Source organism: Tenacibaculum holothuriorum, from assembly GCF_002120225.1.
Lineage (GTDB): Bacteria > Bacteroidota > Bacteroidia > Flavobacteriales > Flavobacteriaceae > Polaribacter > Polaribacter holothuriorum.
Genome location: NZ_LAPZ01000002.1, coordinates 95,065 through 108,758, shown reverse-complemented (window position 1 = coordinate 108,758; position 13,694 = coordinate 95,065). Strand labels below are relative to the sequence as shown.

The 13,694-nt window shown below is 30.9% G+C and carries 19 protein-coding genes; 11 read left to right on the top strand and 8 right to left on the bottom strand.

Translation table 11 applies throughout. The annotated features are described in order from the left end of the window. The first annotated feature begins 1 nt into the window (after position 1). Both WH52_RS03315 and WH52_RS03310 read left to right on the top strand, forming a co-directional pair. The gene (locus tag WH52_RS03315; protein ID WP_086029518.1) at positions 2-295 is read left to right on the top strand and encodes a FoF1 ATP synthase subunit delta/epsilon; all 294 of its coding nucleotides are present in this window, start codon (positions 2-4) and stop codon (positions 293-295) included. A gap of 92 nt (positions 296-387) precedes the next feature. Continuing rightward, positions 388-669, top strand: coding sequence for a Sec-independent protein translocase subunit TatA/TatB (locus WH52_RS03310; protein WP_086029517.1), 282 nt, complete (start codon positions 388-390; stop codon positions 667-669). 26 nt (positions 670-695) lie between these two features. Here WH52_RS03310 and WH52_RS03305 read toward each other — a convergent pair whose 3' ends face one another. The 4 genes from WH52_RS03305 to WH52_RS03285 all read right to left on the bottom strand — a co-directional run bounded on the left by WH52_RS03305 (position 696) and on the right by WH52_RS03285 (position 3,710). Next, the gene (locus tag WH52_RS03305; protein WP_086029516.1) at positions 696-1,337 is read right to left on the bottom strand and encodes an O-methyltransferase; all 642 of its coding nucleotides are present in this window, start codon (positions 1,335-1,337) and stop codon (positions 696-698) included. 385 nt (positions 1,338-1,722) lie between these two features. Further along, a complete protein-coding gene (locus tag WH52_RS03295) occupies positions 1,723-2,295 on the bottom strand; it encodes a sigma-70 family RNA polymerase sigma factor (protein ID WP_086029514.1) in 573 nt (190 codons plus the stop codon). A 16-nt stretch (positions 2,296-2,311) separates the two neighbouring features. Further along, a complete protein-coding gene (locus tag WH52_RS03290) occupies positions 2,312-3,232 on the bottom strand; it encodes a TolB family protein (protein ID WP_086029513.1) in 921 nt (306 codons plus the stop codon). A 4-nt stretch (positions 3,233-3,236) separates the two neighbouring features. Beyond that, positions 3,237-3,710 carry a nuclear transport factor 2 family protein gene (locus tag WH52_RS03285; RefSeq protein WP_086029512.1) on the bottom strand — a complete coding sequence of 158 codons (474 nt, stop codon included), beginning with the start codon at positions 3,708-3,710 and terminating at the stop codon, positions 3,237-3,239. A 153-nt stretch (positions 3,711-3,863) separates the two neighbouring features. Between WH52_RS03285 and panB the strand changes: the two genes are divergently transcribed. The 8 genes from panB to WH52_RS03240 all read left to right on the top strand — a co-directional run bounded on the left by panB (position 3,864) and on the right by WH52_RS03240 (position 8,563). Beyond that, positions 3,864-4,682, top strand: coding sequence for a 3-methyl-2-oxobutanoate hydroxymethyltransferase (gene panB, locus WH52_RS03280; RefSeq protein WP_086029511.1), 819 nt, complete (start codon positions 3,864-3,866; stop codon positions 4,680-4,682). Between the two features lie 297 nt (positions 4,683-4,979). Then, on the top strand, positions 4,980-5,918 hold the full coding sequence (locus WH52_RS03270; protein WP_086029509.1) for a 2-hydroxyacid dehydrogenase: 939 nt from the start codon (positions 4,980-4,982) through the stop codon (positions 5,916-5,918). A gap of 98 nt (positions 5,919-6,016) precedes the next feature. Further along, positions 6,017-6,424: a response regulator transcription factor gene (locus tag WH52_RS15080; protein WP_086029508.1), complete on the top strand. Its 408-nt coding sequence runs from the start codon at positions 6,017-6,019 to the stop codon at positions 6,422-6,424. A 94-nt stretch (positions 6,425-6,518) separates the two neighbouring features. After that, positions 6,519-6,980 (top strand): DUF4199 domain-containing protein, encoded by a 462-nt coding sequence (locus tag WH52_RS03260; protein WP_086029507.1) that lies wholly within the window; start codon positions 6,519-6,521, stop codon positions 6,978-6,980. Positions 6,981-6,986: 6 nt separating this feature from the next. Beyond that, positions 6,987-7,445 carry a DUF1801 domain-containing protein gene (locus WH52_RS03255; protein WP_086029506.1) on the top strand — a complete coding sequence of 153 codons (459 nt, stop codon included), beginning with the start codon at positions 6,987-6,989 and terminating at the stop codon, positions 7,443-7,445. A gap of 1 nt (position 7,446) precedes the next feature. After that, entirely contained in the window at positions 7,447-7,839 is a 393-nt protein-coding gene (locus WH52_RS03250; RefSeq protein ID WP_086029505.1) for a VOC family protein, read from the top strand. Between the two features lie 27 nt (positions 7,840-7,866). Then, a complete protein-coding gene (locus WH52_RS03245; protein WP_086029504.1) occupies positions 7,867-8,172 on the top strand; it encodes a TM2 domain-containing protein in 306 nt (101 codons plus the stop codon). 13 nt (positions 8,173-8,185) lie between these two features. Next, on the top strand, positions 8,186-8,563 hold the full coding sequence (locus WH52_RS03240) for a hypothetical protein (RefSeq protein ID WP_086029503.1): 378 nt from the start codon (positions 8,186-8,188) through the stop codon (positions 8,561-8,563). 25 nt (positions 8,564-8,588) lie between these two features. On the opposite strand, the gene WH52_RS03235 is transcribed toward WH52_RS03240, so the two are convergent. The 3 genes from WH52_RS03235 to WH52_RS03225 form a co-directional block, all read right to left on the bottom strand. Beyond that, on the bottom strand, positions 8,589-9,458 hold the full coding sequence (locus WH52_RS03235; protein WP_086029502.1) for a cupin-like domain-containing protein: 870 nt from the start codon (positions 9,456-9,458) through the stop codon (positions 8,589-8,591). Positions 9,459-9,577: 119 nt separating this feature from the next. Further along, complete coding sequence (gene bioB, locus WH52_RS03230) at positions 9,578-10,678, bottom strand: biotin synthase BioB (RefSeq protein ID WP_086029501.1); 1,101 nt, start codon at positions 10,676-10,678, stop codon at positions 9,578-9,580. 60 nt (positions 10,679-10,738) lie between these two features. Next, positions 10,739-11,896, bottom strand: coding sequence for a beta-ketoacyl synthase N-terminal-like domain-containing protein (locus WH52_RS03225; protein ID WP_086029500.1), 1,158 nt, complete (start codon positions 11,894-11,896; stop codon positions 10,739-10,741). Between the two features lie 85 nt (positions 11,897-11,981). On the opposite strand from WH52_RS03225, the gene WH52_RS03220 reads away from it, so the two are divergent. After that, positions 11,982-12,431 (top strand): cytochrome c oxidase assembly factor Coa1 family protein, encoded by a 450-nt coding sequence (locus tag WH52_RS03220; protein ID WP_086029499.1) that lies wholly within the window; start codon positions 11,982-11,984, stop codon positions 12,429-12,431. Here the strand turns inward: WH52_RS03220 and bioA are convergent. Continuing rightward, positions 12,417-13,682, bottom strand: a complete 1,266-nt coding sequence (bioA, locus tag WH52_RS03215; protein ID WP_086029498.1) for an adenosylmethionine--8-amino-7-oxononanoate transaminase — start codon at positions 13,680-13,682, stop codon at positions 12,417-12,419. The genes WH52_RS03220 and bioA overlap by 15 nt on opposite strands. Positions 13,683-13,694 lie beyond the last annotated feature (12 nt).

Genomic DNA, 13,694 nt, shown 5'->3' with positions numbered 1-13,694 from the left:
TATGTTTTTAGAAATAGTAACACCAGAAGCAGTTTTATTTTCATCAGAAGTAGATTCTGTTGTTGTGCCTGGGATTAATGGTGATTTTCAAATGTTGAATAATCACGCACCAGTTGTTTCGATTTTAAATGAAGGAACAATTAAAATTCACACGCATACGCAAGAGCATTTAGAGTTTGATGACTTGAGCGGACATTTGGTTCCTCATGCTGATGACGATAAAATCTTAACATTAGCAATTAAATCTGGTACTGTTGAAATGAAAGATAATAAAGCTATTATTTTAGCAGACTAAGATTAGAAATAAATCACAATAAAAGCCAAATGTTTATCATTTGGCTTTTATTTTTTCAATAAATTAATCAATACTAACTATCTTTGCAGTATATGAATACTACGTTTTTATTTATTGGCGGACCAGAAATATTTGTAATTCTGTTGATTGTAGTTATGTTGTTTGGTGCAGATAAAATTCCTGAAATAGCAAGAGGTTTAGGAAAAGGAATGCGTCAAATTAAAGATGCTACTAATGATATTAAGAAAGAAATAAACGAAAGCGCCCAAAAGCAAGGTTTAGATACCGAATTTATTGAGGATATTAATAAAGAGGTAAATCAGGTTAAAGATAATATTGATGATCTTACTGGACCTATTAAAAGAAATATGTAAAAATCTCCTTTTTTTGAGGAGATTTTTTATTTTACTCTACTAATAGTTAATCCATCTCTAATAGGTAAAAGAACTGTTTCTAAACGACTATCAGTATTTAATAAATGATTATACTTTAGAAGTACTTTAGTGTCTATATCTTTAGGATTTAATTCTTCAACTACTTTGCCACTCCAAAGTACATTGTCTGATAAAATAATTCCTCCTTTGTTCATTTTTTCAATGATAAGGTGAAAGTAGTTTACGTAGTTTGATTTATCTGCATCAATAAAAACCAAATCAAACTGAGTATCAATGTTTGGAATTATTTCTATAGCATTTCCAACATGTTGAATAATTTGGTTTTTATAGGAAGATTTTTGAAAATACTTGTGTTGTAATTCTTCTAATTCTTCATTTTTATCAATAGTATGCAATTTTCCATCTACTTGCATTCCTTCAGCTAAACAAAGTGCAGAATACCCAGTGTACGTACCAATTTCTAATATGTTTTTTGGGTTAACTAATTTAGAAATCATTGATAATACTCTACCTTGAAAAGCACCGCTTAACATTCTTGGATTTAATACTTTTTGCCAAGTTTCTCTACTTAATTCTCTAAGTAATTCTGGTTCTCGTTGAGAATGGTTTACTACGTAATTGTCTAACTTTTCTGGTAAGAAATGCATAAAAATAATTTTACACAAAAGTATAAAAAAACGGAATTTACAAAAGGGTAAATTCCGTTTCAATCTAACAAAAAATCAAAAAACGGTTTTAACTTAAAAAACCGAAAAAAGTTTATTGTTGCTGCAGTTGCTTAAATTGTTCTTTTAAGGCTTCTTTATCTGAATTAGACAAGCATTTCGTTTCTTCTTTACTACAATCTGAAGCTTTCATCTTAAATACCTTTGTCATTGTTCTGTTTTGCTTAGAGTATAAAGCACAAACTTTGCAGATTAAAAGATGCCAATTTAGTTGTAGTTTCTCGTAAAAAGAAGCTTCTCCATATTGACTTTTGTCACATATAGTGGTAGCTTCATCACAGGTTATATTAAATTTTTTAAACATTTCTTATTTATTAAACCAGTTCTTTTCCATACAGTTTCTCAATTGGGTTCTAGCTCTATGTATTATAACCCATAAATTCGACGGTGTAATGTCTAATTCCTTACAAATTTCTTCAGTTTCAAATTCTTGTATTGTTTTCATGCGAAAAACCATAGCATATTTTTCGGGCAAAGCTTCAATACAATCGTCTATTTGACTCTTTAATTCGTTGTTTTCAATAGTTTTTTCTGCTTCATTGTTCCAAGATTGAGGAACTCTTTCTTCTATCCAGTTACCTTCGTTATCACCATTATCATAAAAATTCATTCTAACCTCGGCTTGTCCTTTTTTAGAATTTATTTTACGATAATAATCAATAATTTTTCTTTTTAAGATAGATACTAACCAAGTTCGTTCAGTAGATTTTCCTTCGAAATTCTTAGCAGATTTTAAGCCTGCAAAAAACGTTTCTTGAACTAAATCTTTGGCAATATCGTTATTGTTTACTCTAACTACTGCATAATTAAATAAGTAGTCAGCATAAGTATCAATCCACTTATTGGGGTCTAAAGTGTGTTTGCTATCTTTTTGATTCATTGTGAGCAAAGATACATTATTTTTCGGTTAAAGAAGTTTTATAAATTCTGCTTAAACCATTGGGGTTATTGTCTATAAAATTAAGAATTTCATCTAAGCCTTTCTTTTCTGAAAATGATTTTTTTATGTTGCTTTTTGTTGCTGTAAAATATAAAGTATTTGAATTGATATCAACAAATGGACAATAATCTAACCCTCTAGAATTTATTTTTTTTCCTAAATGTTCAGCAGGTAACCAATTATTGTTTTTGTCTTTTTTGCTGATGTACAAGTCTCCTCTTCCTAAATGATTTTTATGACCGTTAGAAGTGAAAATTATAAAACTCTCATCAGGAGCTACAAATGCATTAAATTCATATTTGTTAGAATTTATATTTGAACTTAATGAAACAGGGGTAGTATACTTTCCATCAACAAATCTACTTACATAAATATCTTCTTTTCCTTTTGAGTTTGGATATTCAGCAGTGAAAAATAAATCACCTTTTTGGGTTACTGATGGGTAAAATTCATTTGCAGAAGTATTGATGATTGAGCCAATATTAATAGGTTCTGACCATGGGCTTTTTAAAGAGCTTCTTTTTACATACCAAATATCAACATCGTTTTTAGCTTCATTAGAATTGTTTGTTTTTCTGTTTGAAGCAAAAAATAACGTAAGTCCATCTGGAGATAAAAAAGGTTCAAGATCTTTAAATTGACCAGAAAAGGATGCTACTTTTGGGTTAGACCATTTTCCGTTTATTTTATGAGTTACAGCTATAAAAGAGTATTCTTTTCTATAACTTTCAATAGTAAAATAAAGTTCGTCACCATTTTTATTTAAAGCAAAATCTCTTACGTTAGGTAAGTCTTTAAATATTTCTGGCGAGAATATTTCAGGATCTTGAGCAGTGGCGAATTGTATCGCAAAAAAGAATAATAAGAAATATTTCATAAGATTACTTTTGAATAGCTTTACAAGAACTTCTTCGTCTCATATCAACCAAATAAATTATTTTCCAAGTTCCGTTGTCATTGAATAATTGAAAAGAATTAGCACCACAATGACTGAATTTATCATTTAAATAAAACTCATAAGGAGTCCATACAGAAGCTAAATTCCCATCAATTTTAATCGTATATGAAAGTAGTTTTTCTAGATAAGTATGTTGCGGATTTTTATTAGCAATATTTGTAAGTAACTTATCTTTAGTTTCAGTTACTAATACCTTTTTACCTTCTTTATTAGAAAAAGTAGTTTGAATTTTTATGGTTGGATGCAAAGTTGAAGAAACTGTTGTACTATCTCCTTTATGTAAGCCGTCAAAAAAAGTTTCAATAGTTTTTTTAATTCTGTCTTCTTCAGTAGTACTTTGAGCTTTAACAACTGTAGTTAAAACAATAAGAATGAGAAAAGTAATGAACTTATTCATAGTTTTAAAAGTTTGATTTGATGATAAATCTATTTAAAACTAACAGTTTATAAAACTTAGAATTAAAAGATTAACAGAAGATTAACTACCAGTAAATACTATCTTTTGTTTGATTAATTGTGTATTTTTACGGGCAAATAACAAAAATCGACAATGTCAGTAGCAAAAAAACAATATAAAAGAATTACCACTAAATCGTTGGTGGAGATGAAAGCTAATGGAGAGAAAATTTCGATGCTTACAGCGTATGATTATACCATGGCTAAAATTGTAGATGGAGCAGGAATTGATGTAATTCTTGTTGGTGATTCAGCGTCGAATGTAATGGCAGGACACGAAACAACATTGCCAATTACGTTAGATCAAATGATTTATCATGCAAGTTCTGTGGTTAGAGCTATAGATCGTTGTTTAGTTGTAGTAGATTTACCTTTTGGTACTTATCAAGGAAATTCTAAAAATGCATTAGAATCTGCTATTAAAATAATGAAAGAAACTGGTGGGCATGCGGTGAAATTAGAAGGAGGAAGTGAGATAGGAGAGTCTATTTCTCGTATTTTAACTGCTGGAATTCCTGTTATGGGACATTTAGGGTTAACACCTCAATCTATATATAAATTCGGAACATATACGGTAAGAGCTAAAGAAGAAGAGGAAGCTCAAAAATTAAAAGAAGATGCTAAGTTATTAGAACAATTAGGTTGTTTTGCTTTAGTGTTAGAAAAAGTGCCAGCAAAATTAGCACAAGAAGTAGCTGAGAGCTTAACAATTCCTGTAATTGGTATTGGAGCTGGAGCTGGAGTAGACGGACAAGTTTTAGTTACGCACGATATGTTAGGAATGACGCATGAATTTAACCCACGTTTTTTACGTCGTTATTTAGATATGTATACAGGTATGACCAATGCATTTAAACAATATATTGATGATGTAAAGTCTCAAGATTTTCCTAACGAGAACGAACAATATTAAAAGATTATATGAGTTTTTCCCAAAAACTAATACAATCGATTATTTTTTTATTGACAATTCCATTTTTTAGAGTAGCGTTTAGTTTCATGCTTAAAAAAATGGAAAATTCGTTTAAAAGGAGAAATCCAAAAAGAATGGCTTTTTTTTATGGTTATGAAAAAGCAGTAAAGTTTATTATCAAATACGTTTGGCCAATTATGATAATAATTTGTATTATTTCTATGTGGTTTAATAATTAAAACAATATTGTTTATCATTCTAAAAATCTAATATACTAACAATCCAATAAGCTATTGAATGAAAGTACTTCACATAGACTCAAACCACTCTTTATTAATAAACCAACTTTCTGATTTAGGGTTTCAAAATGATGAAGATTATACTTCTTCAAAATCAGCAATTGAAGATAAAATTCATGAGTACGATGGAATTATAATTCGAAGTAGATTTACGATAGATAAACAGTTTTTAGATAAAGCATTAAATCTTAAGTTTATTGGAAGAGTAGGAGCAGGACTAGAAAATATTGATTGTGATTATGCTATACAAAAAGGAATAAAGTTAATTTCTGCTCCAGAAGGAAATAGAAATGCTGTTGGTGAACACGCTTTAGGAATATTACTTTCCTTATTCAATAAACTAAACAAAGCCGATAAAGAAGTTAGGAGCGGACAGTGGCTGCGAGAGGATAACCGAGGAATAGAACTCGATGGTAAAACTGTTGGTTTAATCGGTTATGGGAATATGGGAAAAGCATTCGCTAAAAAGTTACGAGGATTCGATGTAGATGTTCTTTGTTATGATATAAAACCCAATGTTGGCGATGAAAATTGCAAACAAGTTTCTTTACAAGAATTACAAGAAAAAGCTGATGTGTTGAGTTTGCATACTCCTCAAACAGAACTTACCATTAACATGATAAATGCAGATTTTATCAATAAGTTTTCTAAACCTTTTTGGTTGATTAATACGGCGAGAGGAAAATCGGTGGTAACAAAAGATTTGGTTGAAGCTATAGAAACTGGAAAAATATTAGGCGCTGGATTGGATGTTTTGGAGTATGAAAAAAAGTCTTTTGAAAATTTATTTACCGAAAATGAAATGCCAGAAGCTTTTCAGTATTTAATAAACTCAAATAAAGTATTATTAACACCTCATGTAGCTGGTTGGACGATTGAAAGTAAAGAAAAATTAGCGCAAACGATTGTAGATAAAATCAGAGCAAAATTTATGTAAGCCCTTTCTTTTAAAAGAAGGAAACTTTATGGATTTGTTTACTTTCGTCTAATCTTTCTAAACTCGATTATCGAGTGAAATTTTATTAAATTGCTTTTATGAAAAAAACAGTTCTAGTTTTTGGTTTGTTAATTTTAGCATTATTGCTGTTTTTTCAAGTTAGTAAATATGCTATCATTTCTGGAGATTTTAAAGTTGAACTTATAATAGCTCTTGTTGCGATTTTTTCTTTTGTGATAGGTGTTTTTTTTAATAAAAAGACTAAGAAGAAAGTGCCGTCTAAAGAAATCAATCATAAAAAAATAAAAGAGTTAGAAATTACTTCTAGAGAATACGAAGTGCTACAATTAATAGCAAAAGGACTTTCTAATAAAGAAATTGCAGCAGAACTATTTTTGTCAGAAAGTACAATTAAAACTCACGTGTCTAATTTACTCGTAAAGCTAAATGCTAAAAGAAGAACTCAGGCAGTTCAAGTAGCTAAAGAAATACTTATTATAGTGTAAAATACTAAAGTATGAGACTTTTGGTACTTTAGTATGAACTCAAAAATAGATTGATAAACTATTTTTGAAAGCATATAAATTAAACTTTTCAATCATGAACAAAACAGTATTAAAGTATGGTGGTTATGGCTTAGCTACTGGCTTCATTATTTTTATGCTCCATCTTATTGTAGGAATAGATAATCTAGATTATAAGACAAATGAAATACTTGGTTACCTTTCTATATTCTTATCCTTGTCTTTTATTTATTTTGCTATAAAGCATTATAGAGATGCAATAAATAACGGAATGATTTCTTTTTGGAAAGCAGTTGCTATTGGAGTATTAATTTCATTATTTGTAGCTGTGGGAATTGGAATTGCAGATTTTGTATATACGAAGTTTATCAATCCAGATTTTTTCTCTAATTACGAACAAAAACTTATTGATGAAGGAAGAGAAAACGAAATTATAAAAATGACAAGCTCAATGGCAGCATTGTTTATGATAGTTTTAGTAACAATTATAGGATTTATTATATCTTTATTGTCAGCACTATTTTTACAACGTAGATAAAATATTATGCAGTACGAAGCAAGCACACCCGAAGAATATATTGCACAAATTCCAGAAGAGCGAAAAGCTGTTATGGAAAAGTTACGCAAAACCATAAAAAAAAATTTACCTAAAGGTTTCGAAGAAGGAATTAATTATAAAATGATAGGCTATTATGTGCCACATTCTAAATATCCAGATGGTTATCACTGTAATCCAAAAGATCCGTTACCCTTTATGAATATTGCTTCACAGAAAAATTCAATCAACTTATATCATAGCGGAATTTATGCTAAAAAAGAATTGTTAGATTGGTTTGTAGCTGAATATCCAAAACACTGTAAAAGAAAATTAGATATGGGGAAAAGCTGTATTCGATTTAAGAAGATTGAAGAAATTCCGTTCGATTTAATTGCAGAATTAGTTACGAAAATGACAATGGAAGAGTGGATCGATATTTACGAAACAAATGTAAAAAAGAAGTAAAATGACAAAGAAAGGTAAAGTTACAGGAATAGGAGGTGTGTTTTTTAAAACTGAAGATCCGAAAGCAACAAGAGATTGGTATAAAGAAAAATTAGGCTTTAATACTAATGATTGGGGGAGTACATTTTGGTGGAAAGATAATGAAGGGAAAAAAGCATCTACTCAATGGAGCCCGTTTACAAAAGACACTGAGTATTTTTCTCCATCAAAAAAAGACTTTATGTTTAATTATAGAGTTGAAAATTTAGTTGAACTATTAGAAGAGTTAAAAGAAAAAGGAGTTACTGTAATTGATAAGGTTGAGGAATACGATTATGGTAAGTTTGGTTGGATAATAGATTTAGATGGAAATAAAGTTGAGCTATGGGAGCCAAAAGACGAAGCTTTTTTATAAATTTAAAGACTTAAAAACTAAAATTATATGGAGATCATTGACGAAAACGGTAAACCAGTACCCAAACAAGAAAGTAAACGAATCTTAGCAGGAATCTTAGGCATTATCTTAGGAGGTTTTGGTGTGCATAAATTTGTTTTAGGTTACACTAAAGAAGGTTTAATTTTATTAGGGGCTACTTTTATTTCTATGGCACTAATGTGCTTAGTTATCGGAGCATTTTTAATATATGTGCCTTGGTTAATTGGTTTAATAGAAGGGATTATCTACTTAACAAAGTCAGACGAAGAATTTATAGAAACATATCAAGTTAATCATAAGTCTTGGTTCTAATAAAGCATCAATTATGGAAGAAGATAAGAAAAACATCAACGAAAGCTTAAATGAAGGTTTAGACAAAGCAAAAGAGGTTTTAGACAAGGTAACTGAAAAAACTTTTGAAGCTGCAGGAGAAATGGGAGAAAAAGCAGTAGATATGGTTGAAGAGGTTAAAGATAAAGTGAGTGAAACGTTATCTGATGAATCTATTCAACAAGCAAAAGAAAAAGCTACTGAGTTAGCTAATGAAGCTAAAGAAGTATTAGACGATGTTACAGAGAAAGCTGCAGAAATAGCTGGTGAAGCTAGTGAACATATTGCTGATTTTGCAGAGGATGCTCAAGAAGAAGTTGAAGAAGCTGTTAAAAAAGGGAAGAACTTTTTTCAGCGATTATTTGGAAAATAAAAAAGCACCTTTAGAGGTGCTTTTTTTATGCAATATTGTTTGCTTTATTTGTCTTTATAATGGCTTGTTCGTTTTTCCAATCAATCCATTTCTGTCCCCTTATTCTACGCATAATATTATCAATAGTACGCATAATAAACACATTGTAAACTGCTTTTCCTAAGTTTTTAGGGTTACGAGCAATAGCACGTAAACTCATAGAAAAACCAGGAGTTATATATCTCATATAATGCCAATAACCTTCTGGCATATATAAAACATTACCATGTTCTAATTCTGCAACATAACCTTTTGCTTTTTTAAGTGCAGGCCACTTGTCAAAATCAGGATTATTGAAATCAATATCTTCCCTAGTAATTAACGAATGAGGTATTTTATATAAATACTTATTTTGTTTCTGATCGAATAAAATACACTTCTTTTTTCCTTCAAAATGGAAGTGGAAAATATTAGCCAAATCAATATCGTAGTGCATAAAGGTATACGAATCTGTCCCACCAAAGAATAACATTGGTAATCCTTTCATTAGGCGTAAACCAAAATCAGGAAAAGAAAAATCTTTTTGTAATTGCGGAACCTCTTTTAAAATATTCCATAAGAAAATTCTGAATTTAGTAGGCTCTCTTTTTAACAAATCAACATACTCGCTCATTTTCATGGTAGCATGCGGTTCGTTAAAACCATCTTTATAATCAACAGGTCTATCATCGTATAAAGGTACTGTTTTGTCTCCAGCAACCTCTTTCATATATTCTAAAGACCATTTATTGTATGCAGGCCAATCTTCAATAAAACGTTCAATAACCACAGGTTTTTGTGGTTTGAAATAGTTTTTGATAAAGTCTTCTTTTGTAATGGTTTCAACTCTATCAATCTGTTGTAATTGTAATCCCATTCGTTCAATTTTTCAGGAAGCAAAGTTAAGAAAACGTTTCGAAATTATTTAGAAACATTCTTGCTAAAAAATATCCACCAATTTTTAGTTGATGGATAATTATAAAAAGTGATATTTTGTTATTGTTTACGAAGTTCTAAAGCTTCCTGTTTCTTTTGTTCGTTACGCTCAATTTTATGCTCTGGTCTTGTCCATTTTGGCTTTTCACCTAAAGCTTCAAATTGAGAATCTTTTGCCTCTACAGATTGAGGTTGTACTTTCTTAGTAAATGGTTTTTGTGGATTTAATCCTAGCATTTCAAACATTTTCATGTCTTCATTTACATCAGGATTCGGAGTTGTTAAAAGCTTGTCTCCAGCAAAAATAGAATTTGCTCCAGCAAAGAAACACATTGCTTGACCTTCTCTACTCATTTGAGTTCTTCCAGCAGATAAACGCACTTGTGTTTCTGGTAAAACAATACGAGTGGTTGCTACCATACGAATCATTTCCCAAATTTCAACAGGCTTTTCGTCTTCTAACGGAGTTCCTTCTACAGCTACTAATGCGTTAATTGGGGTAGATTCTGGTTGAGGATCTAAGGTAGATAAAGCTACTAACATTCCTGCTCTGTCTTCAACAGATTCTCCCATGCCAATAATTCCTCCAGAACATACAGTAACGTTTGTTTTACGAACGTTATCAATCGTATCTAAACGATCTTGAAATCCACGAGTAGAAATTACTTCTTTATAATATTCTTCTGAAGAATCTAAGTTGTGGTTATAGGCGTATAATCCAGCTTCAGCTAAACGTTTTGCTTGATTTTCAGTTACCATTCCTAAGGTACAACAAACTTCCATATCAAGTTTATTAATGGTACGTACCATTTCTAAAACTTGATCAAATTCTGGTCCATCTTTTACATTTCTCCAAGAAGCTCCCATACAAACACGAGAACTACCACCGGCTTTAGCTCTTAAAGCTTGAGCTTTTACTTGTTGAACTGACATTAAATCGTTTCCTTCAATATCGGTATGATAACGTGCTGCTTGTGGGCAATATCCACAATCTTCAGAACATCCTCCTGTTTTTATCGATAATAATGTAGATACTTGTACTACATTAGGGTCGTGACTTTTTCTATGAATTGTAGCTGCTTCATAAAGCAACTCCATTAAGGGCTTGTTGTATATTTCTAATATTTCTTCTTTCGTCCAATTATGTCTTACTTCACTCATACAATAAGTTGATTAGATAGTTGTTTGATAAATCAAATGTACTAATTATAAATATATATGCTAGTTTTTACTTAATAAAACTGAAACGGCATTTCCGCCAAAACCTACAGCATTTACCAGTATTTTATTAAGCTGTTTTGGTTTTTCTTGTTTTTTAGCAAAAGGAACTTCGATAGCTTCTTGATGCTGCAACATTAAAATAGCTAACTCCATACTTAATATTCCTGAAGTAGCAAAAGTATGACCAACCTTCCATTTGTTGGTGGTTAAAAAAGGTTGATGATTTCCAAATACTTCTTTAATAGCATTAATTTCAGAAGAATCTCCTTTTATAGTTCCTGGAGCATGCATGACGATAGCATCAATTTCATGAGTATTTACATTTTGAAGAGCCATTTTCATTGATGTTTGAAAACATTCTGCATTGTTAGATATTGAAGTGTTGTGTTTTAAAACTTCGGTAGCATAACCAATTCCTTCTATAAAAGCCAAAGCATTTTGTTGTGCTCCTTTTTCTAAACATAAAACTGCAGCTGCTTCACCCAATACCATGGTGTTTTTATCTTTCTCCAAATCGAATGCCTTGCAAGGGTAGTCATCATTGTTTTTTGCATACACTTTCAAAGCCTGCATTTGGGTAATAGTAAATGGTGTTAGAGCAGCTTCGCTAGCGCCTACCATAAATTTATCAGTCATGCCAGATTGTAACCAAGCCACTCCATTTAATACTGAATGCAAACCTGTAGAGCATGTGATAGAATGAGAAACATCTGGACCTTTACTTTGTAAGTCGTGTGCAATCCATGAAGAAATATTACCTAAAGTAGTAGTTGGAGAGCTCAATGTAGAAACTTGATTACTGTCTAAAAACTCTTGATAATATTTTTCGAATAAACTTGTTGCTCCTCTTGAAGAACCGATATTAATTCCGAAGTTATCACCCGTTTTCCAATTGGCAGTTTGTATTGCTTTTCTTGCGACAAAAAGTGTATATAAAACAGTGTTATCTAAATTTTTATACTTGTTGTCTGAAAATTTAATCTGATTGATTTTTTCTAAATCATCTTCAGATAATTGAGCAACCCAAGCTTTAAAATTACCAAAATCTTTTTCACTTAGATAATGGTTGTTGTCTTTATATTTTTTCCAAACATCATGTAAAGAACTTCCTAAAGAAGAAACTGATGATATGGCTGTTATGGAAATTTTAGTATTCAAAAGTTGAAAAAATTTCAGCAAAAATAAACTTTATAACATCAACTAAAAAGGTTGAATTATTTTATATTGCTTAAAAATAAAATTTATGAGCGAAGAACAACATGAAAGTTGGTTTAAAAGAAATTGGATGTGGGCTGTACCTGTTGGTGGGTGTGGTTGCGGATGTTTAGTAATTATATTATTATTTGTTTTTGGTATTGGAGCAGCATTTTTTGGTGTAACGAGTTTAATGGAAAACTCAGAGCCAGTAGAATATGCTTTGTCTAAGGCAAAAGAAAATTCTAAAGTAATTGAACTATTAGGAGAAAATTTAGAAACTTACGGAATACCTTCAGGAAATATTTCATTAAGTAACGATAACGGTGAAGTTGATTTTTCTATTCCAATACGAGGAGATAAAGGAGAAGGAACACTTGTTGTTAGAGGATTAAAATCTAATGGAGAATGGGCATACGAAGATTTATATGTTCGTGTTAAAGAAACTCAAGAAGAAATTAATTTACTTGAAAATGAAAAAGTTCTAGAGAGTATCTAGAACCTTTTCTATAGTAGTGTATACTTTTTTAAGTTGCTCCTCAGTGATTACATACGGAGGTTGTAAGTAAATAGTATTTCCTAATGGACGGAGAAACACACCTTCATCCATAAAAGATTTTAACAATTGATCACGTAAACTACCATATCTACTTGAGTTTGTTTTTAAATCGATTGCTAAAATTACTCCTTTAGAGTTTACGTTAGTTATTTTGTTGTGATGTTTTATTTCGTTAGAAAATGCTATATGTGCTTTGGAAATTTGGTGAATGTTTTGCTGAATTTCTTCTGATTGTAATAATTCAATTCCAGCTAAAGCAGCTCTACAAGCTATTGGGTTTGCAGAATACGTATGACAATGCATGAATCCCTCTGCAATTGAATCGCCTAAAAAAGCTTCGTATATTTCTTCTGTACAAGAAGTAATTGCCATAGGAACTAAACCTGCAGTTAAAGCTTTGCTTAAACAAATGATATCTGGTTTTGTTTCAATTTCGTTAGATGCAAAATTGTTTCCTGTTTTACCAAAACCAGTCATAACTTCATCGGCAATAGTTAGTATATCATTCTCTTTACAAAACTGTAAAATAACATTTAAGTCTTCTGCTTTGTGAATTTTCATTCCTGCTGCTCCTTGCACTAAAGGTTCATAGATAAACCCAGCTATTTTTTGTTTCGAGACAATTTCTTTTAATTGTTCTAAGATGTCTTCATTATTTTCTCCATTCGGAACTGGAATTCTCTCTACATGCATTAAGAAATCTTCAAAAGGGCCGTTGTAAACTGACAATCCAGAAACCGACATAGCACCAAAAGTATCTCCATGAAATCCGTTTTCTAAAGCAATAAATAAGTTCCTTTTTTCGCCTTTGTTAAAATGATATTGAAGCGCCATTTTAATTCCAGCTTCAACAGCAGTAGAACCATTGTCGTTAAAGAAAATTCTATTTTGATTTTCAGGAAGAATTTTAATAAGTTCTTCTGATAGTTTTACAGCAGGTTCGTGAGTAAAATCACTAAACATTATTTGGTCTAACCTTTGCATTTGGTCGTAAACACGACTAGTAATATAATCGTTACAATGCCCAAATATACAGGTGTACCAAGAGGAAATAGCATCGATATATTCGTTACCATGTTCATCGGTTAAAACACAACCTTTTGCTTTAACAATCCCTAAACTATTTGGATGTGTTTGATGTTGTTTAAGCGGATGCCACAAGTGCTTTTTATCTCGTTCTTGTAATGTCATAATTTTGTTTTC

Excerpts from the sequence above, each read along its gene's own strand:
- WH52_RS03315 (WP_086029518.1), top strand. The coding sequence starts at position 2 with ATGTTTTTAGAAATAGTAACACCAGAAGCAGTTTTATTTTCATCAGAA.
- WH52_RS03310 (WP_086029517.1), top strand. The coding sequence starts at position 388 with ATGAATACTACGTTTTTATTTATTGGCGGACCAGAAATATTTGTAATT.
- WH52_RS03305 (WP_086029516.1), bottom strand. The coding sequence starts at position 1,337 with ATGCATTTCTTACCAGAAAAGTTAGACAATTACGTAGTAAACCATTCT.
- WH52_RS03295 (WP_086029514.1), bottom strand. The coding sequence starts at position 2,295 with ATGAATCAAAAAGATAGCAAACACACTTTAGACCCCAATAAGTGGATT.
- WH52_RS03290 (WP_086029513.1), bottom strand. The coding sequence starts at position 3,232 with ATGAAATATTTCTTATTATTCTTTTTTGCGATACAATTCGCCACTGCT.
- WH52_RS03285 (WP_086029512.1), bottom strand. The coding sequence starts at position 3,710 with ATGAATAAGTTCATTACTTTTCTCATTCTTATTGTTTTAACTACAGTT.
- panB (WP_086029511.1), top strand. The coding sequence starts at position 3,864 with ATGTCAGTAGCAAAAAAACAATATAAAAGAATTACCACTAAATCGTTG.
- WH52_RS03270 (WP_086029509.1), top strand. The coding sequence starts at position 4,980 with ATGAAAGTACTTCACATAGACTCAAACCACTCTTTATTAATAAACCAA.
- WH52_RS15080 (WP_086029508.1), top strand. The coding sequence starts at position 6,017 with ATGAAAAAAACAGTTCTAGTTTTTGGTTTGTTAATTTTAGCATTATTG.
- WH52_RS03260 (WP_086029507.1), top strand. The coding sequence starts at position 6,519 with ATGAACAAAACAGTATTAAAGTATGGTGGTTATGGCTTAGCTACTGGC.
- WH52_RS03255 (WP_086029506.1), top strand. The coding sequence starts at position 6,987 with ATGCAGTACGAAGCAAGCACACCCGAAGAATATATTGCACAAATTCCA.
- WH52_RS03250 (WP_086029505.1), top strand. The coding sequence starts at position 7,447 with ATGACAAAGAAAGGTAAAGTTACAGGAATAGGAGGTGTGTTTTTTAAA.
- WH52_RS03245 (WP_086029504.1), top strand. The coding sequence starts at position 7,867 with ATGGAGATCATTGACGAAAACGGTAAACCAGTACCCAAACAAGAAAGT.
- WH52_RS03240 (WP_086029503.1), top strand. The coding sequence starts at position 8,186 with ATGGAAGAAGATAAGAAAAACATCAACGAAAGCTTAAATGAAGGTTTA.
- WH52_RS03235 (WP_086029502.1), bottom strand. The coding sequence starts at position 9,458 with ATGGGATTACAATTACAACAGATTGATAGAGTTGAAACCATTACAAAA.
- bioB (WP_086029501.1), bottom strand. The coding sequence starts at position 10,678 with ATGAGTGAAGTAAGACATAATTGGACGAAAGAAGAAATATTAGAAATA.
- WH52_RS03220 (WP_086029499.1), top strand. The coding sequence starts at position 11,982 with ATGAGCGAAGAACAACATGAAAGTTGGTTTAAAAGAAATTGGATGTGG.
- bioA (WP_086029498.1), bottom strand. The coding sequence starts at position 13,682 with ATGACATTACAAGAACGAGATAAAAAGCACTTGTGGCATCCGCTTAAA.